This window comes from Sediminibacterium goheungense, from assembly GCF_004361915.1.
GTDB classification, from domain to species: Bacteria; Bacteroidota; Bacteroidia; order Chitinophagales; family Chitinophagaceae; genus Sediminibacterium; species Sediminibacterium goheungense.
Window position 1 is genome coordinate 277,287 of the sequence record NZ_SNWP01000010.1, and the last position, 19,118, is coordinate 296,404.

The 19,118-nt window shown below is 39.4% G+C and carries 21 protein-coding genes; 13 read left to right on the forward strand and 8 right to left on the reverse strand.

All coding sequences use genetic code 11. From position 1 onward, the window contains the following. Nucleotides 1–47: 47 nt before the first annotated feature. The 5 genes from BC659_RS01235 to BC659_RS01255 are packed head-to-tail and all read left to right on the forward strand — an operon-like array spanning nucleotide 48 to nucleotide 9,408. A complete protein-coding gene (locus BC659_RS01235) occupies nucleotides 48–2,405 on the forward strand; it encodes an ABC transporter permease (RefSeq protein ID WP_133472762.1) in 2,358 nt (785 codons plus the stop codon). A gap of 21 nt (nucleotides 2,406–2,426) precedes the next feature. Beyond that, nucleotides 2,427–4,856, forward strand: a complete 2,430-nt coding sequence (locus BC659_RS01240) for an ABC transporter permease (RefSeq protein ID WP_133472763.1) — start codon at nucleotides 2,427–2,429, stop codon at nucleotides 4,854–4,856. A 22-nt stretch (nucleotides 4,857–4,878) separates the two neighbouring features. Continuing rightward, nucleotides 4,879–7,269 (forward strand): ABC transporter permease, encoded by a 2,391-nt coding sequence (locus BC659_RS01245; protein WP_133472764.1) that lies wholly within the window; start codon nucleotides 4,879–4,881, stop codon nucleotides 7,267–7,269. Between the two features lie 30 nt (nucleotides 7,270–7,299). Continuing rightward, nucleotides 7,300–7,968 (forward strand): ABC transporter ATP-binding protein, encoded by a 669-nt coding sequence (locus BC659_RS01250; protein ID WP_133472765.1) that lies wholly within the window; start codon nucleotides 7,300–7,302, stop codon nucleotides 7,966–7,968. 18 nt (nucleotides 7,969–7,986) lie between these two features. Next, nucleotides 7,987–9,408: a TolC family protein gene (locus BC659_RS01255; RefSeq protein WP_133472766.1), complete on the forward strand. Its 1,422-nt coding sequence runs from the start codon at nucleotides 7,987–7,989 to the stop codon at nucleotides 9,406–9,408. Between the two features lie 51 nt (nucleotides 9,409–9,459). Here BC659_RS01255 and BC659_RS01260 read toward each other — a convergent pair whose 3' ends face one another. Continuing rightward, nucleotides 9,460–9,915 carry a DinB family protein gene (locus BC659_RS01260; RefSeq protein WP_162847313.1) on the reverse strand — a complete coding sequence of 152 codons (456 nt, stop codon included), beginning with the start codon at nucleotides 9,913–9,915 and terminating at the stop codon, nucleotides 9,460–9,462. Nucleotides 9,916–10,026: 111 nt separating this feature from the next. Further along, complete coding sequence (locus BC659_RS01265) at nucleotides 10,027–10,776, reverse strand: zinc-dependent metalloprotease family protein (RefSeq protein WP_133472768.1); 750 nt, start codon at nucleotides 10,774–10,776, stop codon at nucleotides 10,027–10,029. 171 nt (nucleotides 10,777–10,947) lie between these two features. Between BC659_RS01265 and BC659_RS01270 the strand changes: the two genes are divergently transcribed. Continuing rightward, nucleotides 10,948–11,394 (forward strand): acyl-CoA thioesterase, encoded by a 447-nt coding sequence (locus BC659_RS01270; protein ID WP_133472769.1) that lies wholly within the window; start codon nucleotides 10,948–10,950, stop codon nucleotides 11,392–11,394. A 56-nt stretch (nucleotides 11,395–11,450) separates the two neighbouring features. Here the strand turns inward: BC659_RS01270 and BC659_RS01275 are convergent, their stop codons facing one another. From BC659_RS01275 to BC659_RS01285, 3 genes are all read right to left on the reverse strand, one after another. Continuing rightward, the gene (locus BC659_RS01275) at nucleotides 11,451–12,176 is read right to left on the reverse strand and encodes a TlpA family protein disulfide reductase (RefSeq protein ID WP_162847314.1); all 726 of its coding nucleotides are present in this window, start codon (nucleotides 12,174–12,176) and stop codon (nucleotides 11,451–11,453) included. Between the two features lie 99 nt (nucleotides 12,177–12,275). Further along, the gene (locus BC659_RS01280; RefSeq protein WP_211340683.1) at nucleotides 12,276–12,467 is read right to left on the reverse strand and encodes a hypothetical protein; all 192 of its coding nucleotides are present in this window, start codon (nucleotides 12,465–12,467) and stop codon (nucleotides 12,276–12,278) included. A gap of 202 nt (nucleotides 12,468–12,669) precedes the next feature. Beyond that, nucleotides 12,670–13,668, reverse strand: a complete 999-nt coding sequence (locus BC659_RS01285; RefSeq protein ID WP_133472772.1) for a fatty acid desaturase — start codon at nucleotides 13,666–13,668, stop codon at nucleotides 12,670–12,672. A gap of 156 nt (nucleotides 13,669–13,824) precedes the next feature. On the opposite strand from BC659_RS01285, the gene BC659_RS01290 reads away from it, so the two are divergent. From BC659_RS01290 to BC659_RS16775, 4 genes are read left to right on the forward strand one after another with little or no spacing between them, the layout of a single operon-like run. Continuing rightward, nucleotides 13,825–14,226: a DUF4878 domain-containing protein gene (locus tag BC659_RS01290; RefSeq protein WP_133472773.1), complete on the forward strand. Its 402-nt coding sequence runs from the start codon at nucleotides 13,825–13,827 to the stop codon at nucleotides 14,224–14,226. 34 nt (nucleotides 14,227–14,260) lie between these two features. Then, nucleotides 14,261–14,809, forward strand: a complete 549-nt coding sequence (locus BC659_RS01295) for an inorganic diphosphatase (RefSeq protein ID WP_133472774.1) — start codon at nucleotides 14,261–14,263, stop codon at nucleotides 14,807–14,809. A 5-nt stretch (nucleotides 14,810–14,814) separates the two neighbouring features. Then, a complete protein-coding gene (locus tag BC659_RS01300) occupies nucleotides 14,815–15,255 on the forward strand; it encodes a sulfite exporter TauE/SafE family protein (RefSeq protein ID WP_133472775.1) in 441 nt (146 codons plus the stop codon). Nucleotides 15,256–15,298: 43 nt separating this feature from the next. After that, nucleotides 15,299–15,451 (forward strand): hypothetical protein, encoded by a 153-nt coding sequence (locus tag BC659_RS16775; protein ID WP_162847315.1) that lies wholly within the window; start codon nucleotides 15,299–15,301, stop codon nucleotides 15,449–15,451. 51 nt (nucleotides 15,452–15,502) lie between these two features. Here the strand turns inward: BC659_RS16775 and BC659_RS01305 are convergent, their stop codons facing one another. Next, nucleotides 15,503–16,267, reverse strand: coding sequence for a C40 family peptidase (locus tag BC659_RS01305; RefSeq protein WP_133472776.1), 765 nt, complete (start codon nucleotides 16,265–16,267; stop codon nucleotides 15,503–15,505). A 71-nt stretch (nucleotides 16,268–16,338) separates the two neighbouring features. Here BC659_RS01305 and BC659_RS01310 point away from each other — a divergent pair, with 71 nt between their 5' ends. Beyond that, nucleotides 16,339–16,902 carry an RNA polymerase sigma factor gene (locus BC659_RS01310; RefSeq protein ID WP_133472777.1) on the forward strand — a complete coding sequence of 188 codons (564 nt, stop codon included), beginning with the start codon at nucleotides 16,339–16,341 and terminating at the stop codon, nucleotides 16,900–16,902. Further along, complete coding sequence (locus BC659_RS01315) at nucleotides 16,902–17,261, forward strand: hypothetical protein (protein ID WP_133472778.1); 360 nt, start codon at nucleotides 16,902–16,904, stop codon at nucleotides 17,259–17,261. The genes BC659_RS01310 and BC659_RS01315 overlap by 1 nt, the downstream gene beginning before the upstream one ends. A gap of 5 nt (nucleotides 17,262–17,266) precedes the next feature. Here BC659_RS01315 and BC659_RS01320 read toward each other — a convergent pair whose 3' ends face one another. Both BC659_RS01320 and BC659_RS01325 read right to left on the reverse strand, forming a co-directional pair. Then, on the reverse strand, nucleotides 17,267–17,764 hold the full coding sequence (locus tag BC659_RS01320; RefSeq protein ID WP_133472779.1) for a cupin domain-containing protein: 498 nt from the start codon (nucleotides 17,762–17,764) through the stop codon (nucleotides 17,267–17,269). Nucleotides 17,765–17,773: 9 nt separating this feature from the next. Continuing rightward, entirely contained in the window at nucleotides 17,774–18,205 is a 432-nt protein-coding gene (locus BC659_RS01325) for a polymer-forming cytoskeletal protein (protein WP_162847316.1), read from the reverse strand. Between the two features lie 212 nt (nucleotides 18,206–18,417). Here BC659_RS01325 and BC659_RS01330 point away from each other — a divergent pair, with 212 nt between their 5' ends. Continuing rightward, a complete protein-coding gene (locus BC659_RS01330) occupies nucleotides 18,418–19,014 on the forward strand; it encodes a bactofilin family protein (protein WP_133472781.1) in 597 nt (198 codons plus the stop codon). The last annotated feature ends 104 nt before the right edge of the window (nucleotides 19,015–19,118 follow it).

Sequence of the window (19,118 nt, forward strand, 5' to 3'; positions counted from 1 at the left end):
TATTCAGTTGCACCTTCTATAAGCACTTCACCCTCAAATTATATAAAATGATACGAAATTTTTTCGTGATTGCCTGGAGAAACATAACTAAAAATAAAATTTTCTCTTTCATTAATATCGCAGGCCTTGGTATTGGTATGGCCTGTACCATCATGATCTTTCTTTGGGTGCAGTATGAAAAAAGTTGGAACAAAACCCAAAAAAACTACGATCAGGTTTTTGAGGGCTTTTCAACACGAAACTTCAATGGTGAATTATCTACCGGATCTGATCTGATGTTTCCATTACCCAAAGCGGCTAAAGAAAATTTTCCGGAAGTAGAAGGCTCCACTCTGGTATCCTACGGCGAAAACACTTTGTTTACCGTTAACGACAAGAAAATAAAACGCCCTACCATTCATGTCACCAATGATTTCTTTGATGTATTTACCTATGAATTTATACACGGCGATGAATCGGCCATCAAAGAACCCAATGGAATTGTAGTAACAGAAAGTACAGCCAGGGCTCTTTTCAACAATACAGACGTAATAGGAAAGATTGTTGAACTGAACCGATACAGAAGCGTAACCATCAGAGCAGTTGTTAAAGATGTTCCTCCTTCTTCTACCCTGCTCTTCGATGCCATTGTACCTTTTGATGCCTCGTCCGATTGGGTTAAACAGTCACTTACAGACTGGGTCAATTGTAATAACCGGGCATTTTTTAAAGTAAAGAAAGGCACCAGCATTGCTTCCCTTGAACAGAAATTACTGACGCTGATCAAAAAAAGTTCTCCCGCTGAAAATCCTACTACAAGAGGTGGGTTATTACTTCAACCGATGAGTAAATGGCGCCTGTATGAGGAATTCAGAAATGGCAAAAACACCGGAGGCCGTATACAATATGTAAATCTTTTTTCCTGGATCGCCATCATTATTCTGATTATTGCCTGTGTAAACTTTATGAATCTGTCTACGGCGCGTTCAGAAAAAAGAGCCCGGGAAGTAGGTATCCGTAAAACTTTGGGCTCCGAAAAAAAACAATTACTGTTACAGTTTATCTGTGAATCTATATTGGTTTCGATGCTTGCATTTCTACTGGCTGCAGCACTTATATATACAGGTTTACCATTTTTCAACCGACTGCTGAATCAACAAATCAGCATCCCCTATCAATCGCCGGTTTTCTGGCTTGGTATCTTAGGCATAATTATATTAACGGGTATTATCGCTGGTAGTTATCCTGCTTTTTATCTCTCAGCTATGAAACCCGTAAAGGTTTTAAAAGGAAGTTTTCTGCCAGGTAAACAGGCGCTGCTTCCACGCAGAATTTTGGTAACAGCACAGTTTGCAGTTTCCATTGTATTGATATCTGCCACCATCATTATTTACCAGCAGATCAGGCACGTACAAAACCGGGATCTGGGTTACGATACCAATAACCTTATTATGGTAAATGCTACTGGCGACATGGGTAAGAATTATGAAATTATGAGAAACTCTTTATTGCAGAGTGGCATGATAGAAGCTGTGAATACTACGAGTTTGCCGGTTAGCAATATTTTTGGATTTACATCGGGTGTAAGATGGGCAGGTGCTCCTGAAGACCCCAACCTGATTATTGGATTTCTGGGATCCGGTGAACACTTCGCAGACATCATGAAAGCCAGAATGCTCGATGGCCGAGACTTTAAAAAAGGTGATAGCAACTGTGTTATACTAAATAAAGAAGCCATTCGTGTCATGAAACTGAAAAATCCTGTAGGGTCTACTATTAACTGGGCAGGCAGAGAACGACGTATTACAGGAATTGTTGATGATCTTATCATGACTTCCCCTTACGCATTACCCATACCTCTTATGCTGGCTTATGATCCTAACTGGATCGGCAGTCTCAATATCAGGATCAAGCGAGGTGTCGAAGTAAAGAAAGCTTTACAGCTCATTGAAACAATATATAAAAAATATAATACAGAATACCCCTTTGAATACACTTTTGCCGACACTGCTTTCAATGAAAAATTTGCAAATGAAAAACTGATTGGGAATCTGGCATTCATTTTTGCCAGTCTGGCTATTTTTATTTGCTGCCTTGGATTATTTGGTCTGGTCTCATTCTCTATAGAAAGAAGAACCAAAGAAATCGGTATCAGAAAAATACTAGGTGCTTCTGTACAAAGTCTTCTCGCACTGATGTCGAAAGAATTCCTGCTTCTTGTATTCATTTCCTTTGCCATTGCCATTCCTTTTGCATGGTGGTTGATGAATACATGGCTGAGTAATTTCAGCTATCGTATTGATATCGGTATTGGCATTTTCTTCTTTGTTGGAATTATCACTTTATTGATCTGCTTAATCACTGTTGGATTAAATGCCTTTAAAACAGCTACAGCCAACCCGGTAAAAAGTTTAAGAACAGAATAACCCATACTAAAAAATACTGCTATGCTTAAAAGTTATTTCATCATCGCCATGAGAAACCTGTGGAGAAACAGAAGCTTCTCAATTCTGAATATTGCAGGGCTTACTATAGGCATAGCAGTATTTCTATTGATATTGGAGTATACAAGATTTGAAAAAAACAGCAACCGTTTTCATAAAAACTATAACAGTCTTTACCGGCTGGCAGTAAGCCAGCCCAAGGAAAACAATACTTCCTATTATATAGCACCGGGTTATGCGCCAGTTTTAAAAAACGGAATATCGGGTATCGATGCCTGTATACGTGTAGCCGAAGGTCTGGGAGCAGGTGTTATTCATCAGACTGGTAAAGAGATAGCCGGCAATAGTTTCAGGGGAGAAAATGTGATCTATGCTGACAATGGTTTTTTTGATGTTTTCAGTTTCCCCCTGATTGATGGTAATGGTTCTCTACAGGAACCCGCAACCATGGCAATAACAGAATCTCTGGCACTGAAAATTTTTAAAAGAAAAGATGTGGTTGGAGAAAGTGTGACCATGAATAATCAGTTTGGTAAAACGGATTATCGTATCACCGGTGTATTTAAAGATATCCCCGCTACCTCTGATATACGTACAGACATCGTACTATCACTCAACACATTGGCTTCCGCACAGAATCGGGATGGGAATGACTGGGCAGATCCTGCCACTCTCGAATCGGGCTTTACAACCATCTACCTTAAACTTAGCAATGCTGCATCTGAAGAGAATATTGCTACATCCATCACAACACTCTATAGAAAAACAAAAGCTGGAGAAGAACAAACAAACATATTGCTGCAACCATTTAAATACCTGCATCTGGCTCCATCTCTTGACTATCCTTTGCAAACCTATGGTAGTCTTGGATTTGTATGGGCCATTGGTGCGGTTGCTGCACTCATACTGATTATCGGATGGATCAATTATATTAATCTCTCTACTGCACTGGCACTGAAAAGAGCCAAAGAAACAGGTATTCGTAAAGTATTGGGGGCGAGTAAATGGCAATTGAGTATTCATTACCTTTCCGAAACACTGGTAATTACATTTTTATGTTCCTTATTGGCTTTATTGATTGTACAAATTATTCAACCATTCTTTAACAACATTACCGGCAAAGAACTATCTCTTGGCATTTTCCTGCAAGACTATAGCTGGACAACTGCTTTATCCATCATTTTGCTCGGTGCCTTGTGCGCAGGTGGTTATGTAGCTTTTTCATTAAGCCGATTCAAACCGATCGATATCCTGAACGGAAAAAAACTGGGTATAGCGGGAGGAAACAATCTGAGAAAGGTATTGGTGGTATTTCAATTTACAGTATCCGTACTACTTATCATTGGAACCATCGTAGTGATTAAACAGCTCAGTTTCATGAAATCGAAAGGCAATGGTATGAATATGTCACAATTACTGGTTATCAAAGGACCTACTGTTGCATCGGAAAACCAGGCCCAAAGGAACAGTGATTTTAAAAACACACTCAGTACGCTTCCGTATATCGGCAAGCACGCTGCCTCGAATAATGTACCGGGACGCGGATACAATTTTACAGCTGAGGGCATTACCAGCCAGCAACCATTAAAAGGCGACGAGAAGAAAGGATATGCCATGTTCATTACAGACAATCAATTTTTTGATACCTATGGCATACAGCTTTTACAGGGACGCTCCTACACAAGAGAAGAAGCTGATGCCGGATGGACAAATTCAAAAAAACTAATGCTGAATGAAACAGCCGCAAGACAGCTGGGTTTTAATACCAAAGAAAATATTGTTGGTAAAAAAGTAATCTGGGGCAGTGAGTATGAAGTGGTAGGACTGGTAAAAGATTATCATCACTTATCGTTAAGACAACAGATTGATCCAATGATTTTCTTACCGTCTGTATCTTTTGTATACTTCACGGTTCAAATCAACACAAGTGACATACAAAGTAAACTGTCTGATCTGAAAAATATCTATCAGTCAAGATTTCCAGGTAATCCCTTTGAATATTTTTTTGCTGATGAAAGTTATAACAGTCAATACACTGCCGAGCAAAACCTGGGAAAAGTATTTATTGCTGCTGCGTTGATTGCCATATTTATTGCCTGTCTCGGTTTATTTGGTCTTACCGCATTTGCAACCCAGCAACGTAATAAGGAAATCGGCATCAGAAAAGTACTGGGTGCCGGAAGCGGGCAACTGGTACTTATGCTTTCCACAGATTTTATGAAGCTTGTAATGATAGCCATGGCGATTGCGATACCACTTTCCTGGTGGCTTATGCAGCGATGGCTGGAAGATTTTGCATACCGAACCGATCTGGCTGCCTGGATATTTATACTAGCGGGTTTTATTGCCTTTACCATTGCCTTTGTTACTGTTTCTACCCAGGCTCTGAAAGCAGCAAATGCCAATCCTGTAAAAAGTTTAAGAACGGAATAATTAATCATTCATACTGCTGATTATGTTTAAAATCGCTTATCGCAACCTGATCAAACAGAAAAGGACATTGCTGATTAACCTTAGCGGGCTTTCTGTTGGTATGACCGTATCATTATTGATAATGGTTTGGGTTATTAATGAACTGAATTACGACAATTATCATACGAAATCTGATCAGATATACCGTGTCACCAATCACATTGAAGTATCACCCGGTGAAACCTGGGTATGGGAATCCTCCCCACTTCCCTATACTTCATTAATGAGTAAACAGGTACCTGAAATTAATAAGGTTACCAAAATGATGACGGGCACATGGGTACCACTGATATTTGAACACAAAGGCTCTTTATTGAAAGAAGCAAATATTGCTTATGTAGATAGTAACTGGTTTTCCATGTTTAGCTATACATTACTATCAGGAAGCCTTTCTGTTTTTTCTGAAAACCCATATGGGCTTGTATTAACAGAGAGCAAGGCTAAAAAGTATTTTGGTGCGGAAGAGGCAATTGGGAAAATTTTAAAAATGGACAGCCTCTATTACACAGTTAATGCAGTTGTTGCTGACAATCCCTCCAATTCAAGCTTCAAGTTTGATATACTCAGTAATATGGCCGGTTTGATGAAAAACGAAGCCCGAAAAAAAAATGATGAGAGCTGGGGCAACTTTAATTATATCTCCTTTATACGTTTGCATGAGAACAGTAATCAAAAGCTGGTCGAAAAGAAGATTACAGAAATCCTGAGAAAAAACAAAGATGATAATACCATCAGAAGTACGTTGGTTGGTTTAAAAGACATGCATTTTGAAACGGGTCTGCAGTATTACACTTTTAGTCATACCAACCAACAAATAGTAACCGTATTCCTGGTCATTGCTGTTCTGATATTATTAACTGCATCTATTAATTATGTAAACCTTAGTACTGCCAGAGCCAGCATCAGGGCGAAAGAAATCAGCATCAGAAAAATCAATGGCGCCAGTAATAAAAATCTTTTTTTGCAGCTGATGCTGGAATCCGGACTGGTCAGTTTTGCAGCTTTAGTGATTACAGTATTACTCATGAACCTTAGCCTGCCCTACTTTAATCAGTTCACAGAAAACAATTTCACCATTTCTTTGTCAGACTGGCCGGTTACAGCCCTGGTATTGGGTACGCTTACCCTTACTACTTTACTGAATGGTGTTTATCCGGCTATGATACTGACTTCTTTTAAACCCTTGCAGGTACTTAGGGGCAGTAGCTTACCCACTATCAAAGACAGTGTATTCCGGAAAGCACTGGTAGTAACGCAGTTTACCATTTCGGTTAGCTTGATTGCTGCTACCATCATTGCCTATTTACAAATGCAGCATATTCAGCATACCGACAGTAAGTATCAAAAAGATCAGATACTCAAAGTAACAGTTCCCTGGTATGTTACAAAAGGTAAAACCAATGAAGAGATTAGCTCCTTTACACAAACCATCCAGCAAACATTGATGCAGGTACCTGGCGTTAAGAGAACTTCACAGGCCAGTGGTTCAATCATTGATCACCAGAGTACATCATCAGGTTCTTTTGATTGGAACGGAAGAGCAAAAGACTTTAATCCCTCAATCTCGGTTTTATCTGCAGATGAAATATTTCCACAAATGTTTGGATTGGAAATGAAGGAAGGAAGATGGCTGAAAGACAGAAATCAGGCTGATCAACATTCATATGTATTAAATGAAACCGCTATTAAAGAGTTAGGCATTCATAAGCCTTATATCGGTCAACGTTTTAGCTGGGGTGGTGATACAGGCGCCATAATTGGTATTGTAAAAGATTTTCATTTCAGGAGTATGCATGAAAAAATCACTCCACTCATGGTACATGGGCAATCAAACTGGCGTAGTACCATTTTCATGCAGCTTACGCCGGGTAATATACCTGATCAATTATCTTCGATAGAAAATAAATGGAAAGTACTTTTTCCGAAAATTCCTTTTGATTATAGCTTTCTCGATCAGGATTTTAATAAACTCTATAAGTCTGACCAGCAGATGGCTACGCTGATGTTTTTCTTTGCCATCATTACTATTATAGTTGCAGCACTTGGGCTTTTTGGTCTGGCAGCATTTACCGCTGAAAGAAAAATCAAAGAAATAGGTATCCGAAAAGTACTGGGGGCTTCTAGTACGCATATTGTTCAATTGATTTCAAAAGAATTCATATTATTAGTTGGCGTGGGTATTTTGATTGCCACACCCCTTTCCTGGTGGGCCATGTCTGAGTGGTTGAATAATTATGCTTATAGAATTAACATTCAGATATGGATATTCCTGTTGGCAGGATTTAGCGCCACAGCTATTGCCCTTCTTACCATCAGTATACAGGCCATTAAAGCTGCCATGGAAAACCCGGTTAAAAATCTTAGATCAGAATAGAAAACTGTACCAGTATAAAACATATCAATTATGATTCAACTTCAGAATATATTCAAATGGATAAATACAGGTAGCAATCGTGTATTTATTTTAAAAGACATCAATCTTGAAATTTCCAAGGGTGATTTTGTATCCATCATGGGACCATCAGGTTCAGGAAAATCAACGCTACTCAATATAATAGGTATGCTGGATCAGGCTTCTGAGGGCAGCTATCTTTTTAACCAGACCGATGTATATGCCTTGAAAGAAAAACAACGCTCACAGCTATACAAAGAAAATATTGGTTTCGTTTTTCAGGCCTATCATCTGATTGACGAGTTGACTGTTTATGAAAACATTGAAACACCACTTCTCTATCATAATATCAAACAATCAGACAGACAGGCCATGGTGGCAGATATACTGGATCAATTCAACATTGTAGGAAAAAAAGATCTCTTTCCGTCACAGCTATCAGGCGGGCAGCAGCAGCTGGTAGGTATTGCGAGGGCCATTATTACAAAACCAACATTATTACTGGCCGATGAACCTACCGGTAACCTGAATTCATCGCAGGGCGAAGAAATCATGGAGTTATTCCGTAAGCTGAACGAAGAAAATGGAACCACTATTATACAGGTTACCCATTCCGAAAAAAATGCCGCCTATGGTAAACGCATTATTGAACTGCTGGATGGCAGAATTGAAAAAAAATAAAAGACAGTCAGGATTATTATGAAAAAAATCATTCCTATCATATCATTTATCTTGTCGCAGCAATTGATGGCTCAAAATCAGTCTGTTAAACTCAATCTGCGTAATTGTATAGAAACTGCCATTGCCTATAATCTACAGGTAAGACAAACGGCTTATCAGCTGGCAACTGATAAAGCAAGTCTGCAACAAGCAAAAGCATCACGGCTCCCCTCTCTTAATGGTAATATTGGTCATGGCATCAATCAAGGAAGGAGTATTGATCCTTTTACCAACAGTTATGTAAATAGTGAAATTGCACAGGCTAACTACGGTATTAATAGCAGTGTTACATTATGGAATGGATCAGCCATCAATCATTCTATCAAACAGAATGAACTGAATGTACAGGCCAGCGAAATGAGCTGGCAGCAGGAAAAAGACAATGTTACAATTAATGTTATACTGGCTTATCTGCAGGTATTGAGCAATAAAGAACAACTAAGCATTGCAGAAAAACAGGTTGCCATTACAAAAGGACAAGTTGAAAGATTGATAGTGCTTAACAATAGTGGCGCGATTGCTCCCGCTACTTTATACGATTTGCAGGGACAGTTGGGTTCGGATCAACTTTCATTACTCAGTATCAAGAACAGTCTGGAGACAGCCAAAATCAGTTTGGCACAACTCATGAACCAGGCTTATTCTCCTGATATGGATCTTGAGCCACTGGAAACAAATGGTAATGCTGTTTTATACGATGCTGGCGCAGATGAGATTTTCAAAACAGCTACACAGCAATTAGCGATGATTAAAGCAGCTGAATTCAGACAAAAAAGCGCTCAGAAAAGTGTATTAACCGCACGTGCACTCCTGCTTCCAACCCTTAGTTTAAACGGAGGCCTGGGCACCAACTATTCCAGTGTGGCCAGCAGACAATTATTTCTGGGAAGTTCTGATGTAGCTACTGCTCAGTATGTAACTGTGAATAATACTAAAATACCGGTATTCGCCCCCCAAAGTAATTTTAGTTCACAAAAAATAAGCTATGGTGATCAATGGAAAAACAATTTTAATTCATCGATCAGTATCAATCTTCAGATACCGATCCTAAACAGGTTACAGGGTAAAACAAGAATTAAACAGGCACAGATAACAGAACAGCGTGCAGCATTTGAAACAGAGAGCATAAAAACACAGGTTCATCGTGCAGTTGATCAGGCTTATATCAATATGCAAACTTCCCTTGAAAGGTATAAGACGCTGGAAAAACAGGTTGCCGATTTTACCGCATCCTTTAAAGCTGCTGAAGTTCGTTTTAATGCGGGTGTGAATACAGTAGTAGAATATATGCTGGCTAAGAATAATGTAGACAGGGCCAATGCCAATTTTATCGCTGCCAAATACGACTATATTCTCCGAATGAAGTTGTTGGATTTCTATCAGGGTAAAGCACTTTGGTAAAAAGCAAATTGCTGATGTCGGATCGCTAATATCGGATATCGAAGGTCATATTTACAACATCTTTTTTAGTAGTATAATTTGCCCCATATGATAGGCATCATGTTGCAGACATCCGGTTAGCAACTGATAATAGGTTTGACTTTTCATGGGAGATGGTTCATCCATTTTTTCTTCGGGAAATTGCCGGATCACTTTCACAAGTTCTTCCTGTACATCTCTAAACTGAGCCAATACTTCTTCCCATGCTTGCCTATCAGTATGCGCTGGCTGATAAAAATCAGACATAGATGGAGTTCCTAAAACACCCACTAACCGTATTAAGACTGTTTTTCTCCAATAAATAAGATGGCTTACCAACTGCCAGATAGAATTGTGGCCTTCTCCCAAACTTTTTGCAGCAAGATTTTCATTGACACCCTCAATAGCCTGTTTGAAATTAAGTCCGATCCAGCAGTCTCCTCCATAAAAGGCCTCAAAGAGTGCAGCTATTTTTTCTTTTTCCTTCATATTATTTTCTACTCCCCAGACCATCGCTGGTTTGCAAAGAGGGGAAATCCTTGAATAAATTTACAGAATTTTTATTTGAAGTACTTCGATTCAGAATGTAGGATCTGGGATTCATTTTCCTCCATTCGCTTTTAAATCTGCCAGACAATTCGCATCAAGTACCGGTACACTATTGTTCAGCATATTCATCAGACCTGTTGTTTCAATACTGTGATACATTAAACAATTACTGTTATTGCAATGTGCTTTATTAGCAGTATCCTCATGCGGTGTTGTCATAACAGTACCATTATTCGTAAGTCCGAGTAAATGTCCGATTTCATGCAAGAGTACACCTGTTTCTACTTTTACCCTACTCGCCTGGTTAATGCCACCACTATTTGCCTGAATGGTTTTCTCAAATACACAAATAGCTGTATTACGATAGGCCACCCCTACTACCCCACTGGTAGCATAATCAGCGTCTGCAAAAACGATGTATAGGGTAATCTGGTTACCATCGGTATAGGCAGTACGGTATTGGTCTGTATAGTTTGTAATATCTGCAATAGAAACTATTGACTTGCCGAAGGATGCAGTTTGTTTGCTGTTGACAAGAACACCTCCGGGTTTATTCAGTCTTTCAGCCAGAAAATTGGAAAGGTTCGTCAAGGTTTGCGTTTGGGGTTGCATGCCGGGTGCGTATTGCAGCTCTACCCGTAAAGACATATATGTATCAGCCGACAGAAAAGCTGCTGCTGAGCTACCCGTTGAGGCCTTATCTGTATTGGAAGATGGCCCACTGATAAAAGTACTGGTGGTTTCTTTTTTACAGCCTGTTACAGCCAGTACAAACAGGCAAAAGATGGCTATTTTTTTCATACAGTGTGCATTTAGAAACAGGTTTCATCTGACTGTATGAAAAAATGATGCCAAAGTGAATGGATGATCTCTGATGGCTGATGCCGGATATGCTCTTCGGTGAGATAGCATTAAAAATTTCTATACTTTTTGGTGGTAATTACTGCTATTTTTAATGTACAATTACGGTATATGTCTCAACCATCCTATACTAAACAGGTAGAAGTTCGCTGGAGTGATCTTGACCCTAATTTCCATCTGCGTCATTCAGTGTATTACGATTGGGGTGCTTTTGTTCGTATGTCTTTTATGACAGAGAGAGGCATTACACCATCCCTCCTCATCCAATTACACACAGGCCCCATCCTGTTCAGGGAAGAATGTATTTTTAAAAGAGAAATCGGCTTTGATGATACAGTTGAACTGAATTTAACACTTACCAAAGCCTCCCATGATATGGGGCGTTGGAGTATGAAACATGAAATCTGGAAAAACAGGGATACGCTGAGTGCCATCCTGCATATTGATGGCGCATGGCTCGATACGAAAACCCGTAAACTCACGGTCCCACCTGCTTCGTTCAGGGAAGTGTTTGATTCCTTACCTAAATCAAATGATTTTAGCTGGATAGAAAAATAATGATTGTCGCCGGACTAAAGTCCGGAGCAAGGGACTATAAATTTTTTGATTTGATATTACTCTGTTCCTAACGCTTGGGGGCCCAAGGCCGCATCAATGGATTTTTTAAGCCAGGGTACTGTACCTGCGCCATAGCCCATGGTATGAAAAGTTATTTTGCCTTCTTTATCCAGTACCACATGTGTGGGGAATGCCTTCACACCATATTGCTCAGCTATATATCCTCCACCATCTACGATACCATAATTGAATGGCAGCTCTTTCAGAAATTCTTTTAGTTCATAGGATTGATCGAGAGCAATAGCCAGAAAAACAATATCCTCACGGTTTTTATACCCATCCGTCATTTTATTCAGGTGTGGAATCTCCATTCTGCAGGGTGGGCAATTGATAAACCAAAAATTCAAAACGACTACTTTACCCGTGAGTTCTTTGAGGTTGTATTTCTTACCATCCATGGTAACCATTTTCACGCTCCGGAGTGTATTACCCGTACGAAAAAAAGTACTTTCTCTTGGTTTCGGCATACTGGCTTCCCTGACCTTCATCTGTTCTTCACTAAACCTGTAAAGCAGAAATTCCTGCGGATCGGATGCCGCATTCAGCAGTCTGATACCATACTCACCTGTCTGATACAATCTTTGCCAGATGGCATAGGGATATATCATTCCCGATGAATCTTTTACAAGCGATTTATCATTCAAAGTAGCTTTTGTACCGGATGTTTGTGCCTGAACGGATAATATACAGAAGCAGGCAATAATGAGTATGATTGGTTTCATAGCAGGATTTGTTCCTGTTAAATTACAACAAATCATAACATAAAAAAAGTCCTTTGCGAGCCAACGCAAGGACTTTTTAAACGAAATGGTGGGAAGGTACTAATACTCCCAGTGGAAAGATGCACGCGCAGTTCTTACCGTTCTGCGGATTTTCCAGAGGTCAATTGCTCCGAACGGAGTACTTGACGTTTCTTTATTCTTTGTGTTGATTACATCAACAGCAACAGTTTCTTTTACCTCTCTAACCAGTTCTTTCAGTTCTTCAGCTTCTAATTGGACAATAGAAGGCATTACATTACTCTTCATAATATTTCATTTTAATCTTTACACTATGTTTCAGTGAGCAGTATCAGGGGGAAATAAAGTCAATCGTTGGTGCAGAAAGCAAAGCGAACCCGCGAGATGTTATTACCTGCTCATTTTCAGGGTGCAAAAGTACTACATAACAGGTTCATAAAAAAATAAAACTGTAAAATAGTTGTTAATTCGGCCATTAGCTGGTTTGAGTGGCGATATCAGGTGTTGATTGGTCGCATAATGGAACGGCGCCTCTGTTTTTTCGGATAATACGTGAGTAAAGACTGATTTCCTTATCGAATAAAAAACGGAAAAAGAGTTTTGTCCATGAAGTGTGGTAAGACAATGAATTATAAAAAGAGGGTGCTGTATTTCTAATTTGTGGCAATCTGTTCCAGGGTATTGAAGGAAAATCGTGGTGCTCATTGTGATAACCCACATTAAAAGCTACGTGGTTCAATATACCATAATAACTGTAGGTTTCCTGTTCTCCATGGGTAAGATAATGCTCCTGTATCCATCTTGCTCCCAAAGGATGTAACCCTACTGAAAAGAAAAAACTAAGTATCATAAAAACCAATGCTTTGGGGCCGATAAAAAAAGAAACAGCTGTAACAAATGCAATTTGTACCAGCCAATTGAGGGCAATCCATTTATCAAAAGGTTTTATTTCTTTTAAACGCGATATGCGGAACAATTGAAAAAAAGGATAAAATAATAACCAGATTACCTTACCGATAAAATAGTTATCGATCAGTTTGGCTTCCCAGTGATTGGGTAAATCACCATCAAGCTCATGTACACCCTGAAATGAATGATGCTTTATATGGTATCTTTCAAAAGATACTGAGCTAGGGAATATCAGTGGCATATTAGCAAATATGCCAGCTAGCCTGTTGGCTACAGGCGATTTAAAAATAAGTTTGTGTGAACACTCATGTATCATTACAAATAATGCGTGATCTGCAAATGCACCCAGGAGATAGGCTGCTCCAAAAACGATCCACCAGGATTCCCCCTCAACAGCCCAACCTGCCAGTGTCTGAAAAAGTACCAGCCCAATAATAGCGAGTATGGTGAGTGGGTTCTTACCGATCAGGTTACGGATCTGAGGATGTGCTTTTAAAATGGTTTTAGTACGATGACGATGGGGCTCTGATTCGTTAGAGTAGATAAAGCTTTTTTTCTGGTGCATATGCTTCCAATATATGGGTATTTTCACAGAATTCGGGATTTTGTTTGAAGATCAGCACGATATAATCCATAAAAATTAAAGACTTCAGTAAATGCATGTATGCTGGAAATATCCTTTCGTTTGACCGGAGGATAGTACCTTTATCAAAAAAAGAGTTTGAAATACCTGATTGTATCGTTACTGGTATTGTTAATGGCCTGTGGTCAGAAACCCAATACCTATACAGCTGCCGAAAATGCATTGGATGCGGGTCGTGAATTTATTGATGCCTGCCTGAAGGGGGATTTTACCAAAGCCAAATGGTATATGATTGAGGACAGCACCAATCTGGGGCACCTGGAAAGAGCCGAAACAAAGTACAGGACTTATGATAAAGAAGGTCGTCAGCAATTGAGAACAGCATCGATTAATATCAGCGAAGTAAGTGATATTGATACGGCCACTTCCATCATTTATTACAGCAATTCATTTGATCAACAGCCCTTAAAAGTAAAAGTGGTAAAGCAGCAGGGAAAATGGCTGGTTGATTTCAAATTCACCTTCAATCCAAACCTATAACTATCCAGTTGATTAAATTATAAAGCAAGTAATTATGCAATCAAACGTTCTTCACCCCTGGCATGGTGTTCACTATGGTGAACAGGCACCCCGTGTTGTAAATGCCGTAATAGAAATTCCACAAGGTTCCCGTTGTAAATATGAAATCGATAAACCTACCGGGTTATTAAAGCTTGACAGGGTTATTTTTTCTTCTTTTTACTATCCTATTAACTATGGTTTTATACCACAGACATATGGGGGTGATAAAGATCCGTTAGATATTCTCGTGATCACTTCTCTATCCGTTCAGCCCCTTACGCTGATGGATGCCAAGGTGATTGGTGTTATGCAGATGATTGATGGGGGCGATCCGGATGATAAAATTATTGCAGTAGCTGCTACAGATCCGGGTGTGAACCACTATAACAATATAGAGGAATTACCCAAACATTTCTTTGATGAACTCAGGCATTTCTTTGAGGAGTACAAAAAACTGGAAAATAAATCAGTGGTTGTTGAAGATTTTGGTGATAAAGCCAAAGCACTAACGATTGTTCAGGAAGCTATTGATTTTTACAAAGAAACTTTCGGTAACAAATAAATACCATGAATAGTACTACTATCATTTTACTGATACTAATTGGCCTTGCCGCAGGTTTTCTAAGCGGACTTGTAGGTATCGGTGGGGGCATCATTATTGTTCCTGCACTGGTATTACTGCTTGGCTTTACCCAAAAACAGGCCCAGGGAACATCATTGGGCATTATGCTGCTTCCTATTGGCATTCTTGCAGTGATGCAATACTACAAACAGGGATATATCAATGTAAACTATGTTTTGATTGTAGCTGCAGCTTTTGTAGCTGGTGGTTTTCTGGGCAGTAAGCTATCACTTTCTTTGAGCGATGAAAAAATGAAAAAAGTATTCGCGGTTATTTTGTTCCTTATTTCGGTAAAAATGTTGTTTTTTGACCGTTCTACCGAAAAAAAAGAACAGGCCCGCCATACCACCATTCAGGCAGCTGAAAAAAACCATGAAAAAGGCTGATGCCGATTCAATTCATACCCTATCTTTGCCAAAATTCTAAAAAATGGAAGCGAAAAAATCCACTGCCAAATATTGGGCTCTTTTCTTTTTCTGGTTTGCAGCACTGATCGTTTTATTGTTTGTTTACCGTGAGTTTTTCTGGCTGGCTTTACCGGGTACTGTTACTTATTTTGCCAAGGGCATGGATATTATGTAAAAATTCTAATGCTGTTTATAGAAAAAGCAACCTATCAGGGTTGCTTTTTTATTAGGCATATCTTTTTATAATTCTTAGCTGGTGCGTTCTCTTGCCTGTCTGCGCATGAACGATACCCATATTGTCTATCGGATCAATCCGTACCTGTCCAGCTGCATGGATAATGGTTGCAGGAGATAACATAATACCTACATGTGTAATCCTGCCTTCAGGGTTATCAAAAAAAGCAAGATCGCCACAACGGGCTTCCTGTAAAAAACCAATCGTTTCGCCAAGTGCCGCCTGCTGGTATGAATCTCGTGGCAAACGGATCCCAAAATGACGGAATACCTGTTGCGCAAAACCACTACAGTCTATTCCGAAAACAGAACGCCCTCCCCATAAATAAGCCGTATTCAGGTATTTCTTTGCCTGGTGGGTAACTTGTTCTTCTTCAAAAAGGGCTTTTCCAGTGTCCCAATAAGATCCGGTATAAGTAATATCAAAACCGGGAAGAGACAGCATATTTCCTGTAAAAAAATCAAGTGGTGTTCCTGCGCCGACCATCATGGTTTCTCCATTCACCATGACAGCTGCCGACCATTCCTCAGTCAGTCTGCTATTTTGAAAAACGGGTGCTTCGTCCAGCATCACCAGCTGTGAGCGCTGGCACCACCCTTCATACTCATCATAGCTGCTATGTATACGAATAAAATCGCCTGATTGTTCTTCTACCCTTGCCAGTTCACCAAATAATAACTGACTCACCATTTCTGAACGATGCGCCGCCTCTTTACGCATGGGGCAAACAGGTACCACCGGCATTACAAATGACATAAATAGATTTTGTGTTCAAGATATGGAATTTTAGAGGTTGGGCATCTAATAAGAAATGGCTATTTTAAAGCGTGCTTTCTGAGAAATATTCACATATCAGCGATAAAGAATTACTCGAGCATTTTTATGCTGACAGTAATAATGAATGGCTGGGTATTTTACTCGAGCGTTATACTTTTCTGCTGCTGGGTGTTTGCATGAAGTACCTAAAAAGTGAAGAAGAAGCAAAAGATGCCGTACAGCAGATATTTTTGAAAGCCATCACCGAACTTGGAAAATATAAGGTTGATTATATTAAAAGCTGGCTTTATATGGTGGCCAAAAACCACTGCTTGATGAAGCTCCGCGATAAACATATCATTGTTTCAGCCGACGAGCAGAGAGACCTTACTGCGCAGGAATCAGACAAACAATCGATCATAGAAAAGGAAGCAACCCTTACCTATCTGGAAATGGCTCTGGAAGAATTGAATCAGGAGCAAAAAACATGTGTAACTTTATTCTACCTGCAAAAAAGAAGCTACCAGGAAATTGCAGACCATACCGGCTATTCGCTTTTACAAGTAAAAAGCCATATACAGAACGGAAAAAGAAACCTGAAAATGTTGGTTGAAAAGAAAATGAAACAAGCCTGATGACCGATTTGAAAGACATATTACATGATGATGAAAGTCTGAAAAATGAAGACCTGCTTCGTTATCTTGAAGGTAATGCCTCTGATGAAGAGCGTTTTGCCATTGAGAAACAGATGGCAGATTCAGACTTTATCAATGATGCTGTCGAAGGCTTACAGGTTTTTCAGGACAGACAAAAACTGCAACAATATGCGGCCCAGCTAAACCTGCAGTTACGCAAACAAACCACTCAGGAACGCAAAAGAAAACGCAGAAGAACCCTTAACAGTCAGCAATGGACACTCATTACAATTGTTACCATTCTATTGCTTTGCGTGCTGGCATACTGGGTAATCAGAATCTATCAACATCAGACTTAAAAACTTTACCGGCACAAACGACGGATCAGTGTTGCGTGTTGGGGATATTCTCCGGATAGCAATTCAGCCTCGGCCAGTTCAAAATCAGCAAAATCGAATGCGGGTGCTACTGTACAACCCACAAATGAAAAACTGCCTCCGGGCGCTAGTTCTGATGCAAACCAATACCCTGCCGGTACTACATACTGGTATACCGTGTTAGGCTTGTTTCCAAGTTGAATGGTAGTGGCAATGCCTTCAGGTGAAATCATGTGTACCAAAAGTGTATCACCGGCATAAAAATGCCAGCACTCATCACTTTGTATACGATGAAAAGCCGAGAAATTCCCCAGCTCCAGTAAGAAATAAATAGCGGATGAATAATACCTGGCATCTTTAAATCGGCGAGGCAATGATTCCCGGGATATGTGTTCAGAGGAACGATAGGTTTCTTTATAATAGCCGCCTTCCGGATGTGGCAATAAATCAAATTGCTGAATCAATTGTGCTACGATGGTATGCATACACAAAGATCAGGTGATCAGAATTAATTTTTGTGGCAATGAGAAATATTCATTCTTAATTTTTTCGAGGTTCTCCTTTTTATTGAAGAGTTCATAGTACTCATCAATATTAATATTGCTGTTTTCCTTGTTTACATAAACAGGTCCGGAAACGGAACTATTGGTTTCATTTTCAAAAAGTGCCGTCCTCACCACACCATTTACAATCGCATCTTCATGCAAAAGACACTTGTTTTTACAGATTACATTACCTTCTATCAAACCACCTACCACAATTTCATGGCAAAGAATATCGCCGCTAACGGTAGCTTTCTGATCAACAATAACTTTATTATTACAAAAAATAATGCCTTTGAAATCACCTTCAATACGGATGGGTGAAATGGTGCGGATGATGCCAAAATAAAAGCCTCCCGATACTACCTGCACTGCAGGCAACATAGGCTCTGATTTGTTTTTTTTGAGAAAAAACATAGGATTGGTGTGGTTTTATGAATATTCGGGGATTTAAGATAACTAAAATATGTGGTTTTATCCCCATTATTGACCCGCCTTTAAATGTTTACAAATAAATAATAATTTGTATCTTGATCTTTCAACAGCCGGGAGGATGTAGTTTTACATCTTTCCTCCTGCTTCAAAAAAACCAAAACATGAACAAGTTCAGGGAACAATTACTGCATGACCCCAATGCCGGATTCGGGAACCAGTCTTTTCCGGAAGACAAACAATTAGTGATTACGAAGTCTACCAATGTCTCAGGTATACTGGATTCAGAGAACGATATTATTCTCGACGGAAACTTCAATGGTGTATTATACAGTAAGAAAACAGTTCATATAACGCCTACCGGGGTTATGACAGGTGTGATCATCTGTAACGACATTAAAGTGGAGGGTGAGTTTGAAGGTTCCGTATATGGTTTAAGAGTCAATCTCTGCAAGGATTCTGTACTGAAGGGCATTATTCATTGTACCATCATCAATACAGAAATGAACCAGTATGTGGATGCCAATATCAAGCTCATCAGTCTTGAAACCACGGCTTTTGAAACAAGCTCTACTGATCTGTTCTCTCACCTGAAAGAAGTGTTTGGGAAAAACAATAAAGACAATAATTACCTGAATATTTTTAATGAAAAAATGAACCAGGTAAAGCCATCTAATAAGTTTTATCATCAAACTATTTATGTAGCACCGAGTGTTCCACCCAAAGACGAAACATTAAATCAAGATGATTACACTGACTAAATAGAACTAATATCTGAGGTTATCGATTATTCATTTTTTCTTTCTATAAAATTAATAAGTGAAATATAATCCTAATATACATTATGTATATTAGGATTATATTT

Bases quoted from the DNA above. Each gene is read 5' to 3' on its own strand.
- BC659_RS01235 (WP_133472762.1), top strand. From the start codon at position 48: ATGATACGAAATTTTTTCGTGATTGCCTGGAGAAACATAACTAAAAAT.
- BC659_RS01240 (WP_133472763.1), top strand. From the start codon at position 2,427: ATGCTTAAAAGTTATTTCATCATCGCCATGAGAAACCTGTGGAGAAAC.
- BC659_RS01245 (WP_133472764.1), top strand. From the start codon at position 4,879: ATGTTTAAAATCGCTTATCGCAACCTGATCAAACAGAAAAGGACATTG.
- BC659_RS01250 (WP_133472765.1), top strand. From the start codon at position 7,300: ATGATTCAACTTCAGAATATATTCAAATGGATAAATACAGGTAGCAAT.
- BC659_RS01255 (WP_133472766.1), top strand. From the start codon at position 7,987: ATGAAAAAAATCATTCCTATCATATCATTTATCTTGTCGCAGCAATTG.
- BC659_RS01260 (WP_162847313.1), bottom strand. From the start codon at position 9,915: ATGAAGGAAAAAGAAAAAATAGCTGCACTCTTTGAGGCCTTTTATGGA.
- BC659_RS01265 (WP_133472768.1), bottom strand. From the start codon at position 10,776: ATGAAAAAAATAGCCATCTTTTGCCTGTTTGTACTGGCTGTAACAGGC.
- BC659_RS01270 (WP_133472769.1), top strand. From the start codon at position 10,948: ATGTCTCAACCATCCTATACTAAACAGGTAGAAGTTCGCTGGAGTGAT.
- BC659_RS01275 (WP_162847314.1), bottom strand. From the start codon at position 12,176: ATGAAACCAATCATACTCATTATTGCCTGCTTCTGTATATTATCCGTT.
- BC659_RS01280 (WP_211340683.1), bottom strand. From the start codon at position 12,467: ATGCCTTCTATTGTCCAATTAGAAGCTGAAGAACTGAAAGAACTGGTT.
- BC659_RS01285 (WP_133472772.1), bottom strand. From the start codon at position 13,668: ATGCACCAGAAAAAAAGCTTTATCTACTCTAACGAATCAGAGCCCCAT.
- BC659_RS01295 (WP_133472774.1), top strand. From the start codon at position 14,261: ATGCAATCAAACGTTCTTCACCCCTGGCATGGTGTTCACTATGGTGAA.
- BC659_RS01300 (WP_133472775.1), top strand. From the start codon at position 14,815: ATGAATAGTACTACTATCATTTTACTGATACTAATTGGCCTTGCCGCA.
- BC659_RS16775 (WP_162847315.1), top strand. From the start codon at position 15,299: ATGGAAGCGAAAAAATCCACTGCCAAATATTGGGCTCTTTTCTTTTTC.
- BC659_RS01305 (WP_133472776.1), bottom strand. From the start codon at position 16,267: ATGTCATTTGTAATGCCGGTGGTACCTGTTTGCCCCATGCGTAAAGAG.
- BC659_RS01315 (WP_133472778.1), top strand. From the start codon at position 16,902: ATGACCGATTTGAAAGACATATTACATGATGATGAAAGTCTGAAAAAT.
- BC659_RS01320 (WP_133472779.1), bottom strand. From the start codon at position 17,764: ATGCATACCATCGTAGCACAATTGATTCAGCAATTTGATTTATTGCCA.
- BC659_RS01325 (WP_162847316.1), bottom strand. From the start codon at position 18,205: ATGTTGCCTGCAGTGCAGGTAGTATCGGGAGGCTTTTATTTTGGCATC.
- BC659_RS01330 (WP_133472781.1), top strand. From the start codon at position 18,418: ATGAACAAGTTCAGGGAACAATTACTGCATGACCCCAATGCCGGATTC.